We start from the raw sequence: 825 nt of genomic DNA, 5'->3' as shown, positions 1-825 counted from the left end.
GGTGAGCTGACGGACAAGGCCTGGGCGGTGATCGCGCCGTTGCTGCCCGCGCAGAGCGGGCAGCGTGGTGGCCGGTGGCGCAGCCACCGGCAGGTGATCGACGCGATCCTGTGGAAGGAACGCACCGGTGCGCCGTGGCGTGATCTGCCTGAGCGGTATGGGCCGTGGAAGACCGCGCATGAGCGCCTGCGGAAGTGGACCGCGGACGGGACGTGGGACCGGATCCTGCAACACGTGATCGTCAAGGACGACTCGCTCGGAACCTTGGCCGACAACGTCGCGTTCGTGGTCAGCGTCGACTCGACCAGTGTCCGGGCCCACCAGCACGCGGCCGGTGCGCGGAAAAAGGGGGCTGCGCGGACTGGATCGAGGACCTCGCGATCGACGGGGAATGCCTCGGGCGCTCCCGCGGAGGACTGACCACCAAGCTCCACTTGGCCGTCGATGCGGCGGGTCTGCCGCTGGCGGTGATCCTCACCCCGGGCCAGGCCGGCGACAACCCGCAACTGTTCGCGCTGCTCGACGACATCCGCGACATCGACGTCGACGGGCGGCGGGTCCGGGTGGGGCGGGTGATCGGGGACAAGGCCTATGCCCACCCGAGCACCCGCGCGGCGCTACGGCGGCGGCGGATCAAGGCGACCATTCCCGAACGTGTCGATCAGATCGACCGTCGCAGGTATAAGGGCTCGGCCGGCGGCAGGCCACCGGCCTTCGACCCCGACCTCTACAAGGCACGCAACGTCGTCGAACGCTGCTTCAATCGCCTCAAGCAATTCCGCGGCCTGGCCACCAGGTTCGCGAAACGAGCCGCCTACCACCGCG

At 69.5% G+C, this 825-nt stretch carries 1 protein-coding gene; it reads left to right on the top strand.

From position 1 onward, the window contains the following. A protein-coding gene (locus IE307_RS46495) for an IS5 family transposase (RefSeq protein WP_373306096.1) occupies positions 1–825 on the top strand; the annotation gives its coding sequence in 2 pieces (ribosomal slippage) (positions 1–381 and positions 384–825; 823 coding nt annotated over the 2 pieces). This gene is flagged as partial in the annotation.

Source organism: Lentzea cavernae (assembly GCF_014653695.1).
Taxonomy (GTDB): Bacteria; Actinomycetota; Actinomycetes; order Mycobacteriales; family Pseudonocardiaceae; genus Lentzea; species Lentzea cavernae.
This window is presented reverse-complemented; position numbering and strand designations above follow the sequence as displayed.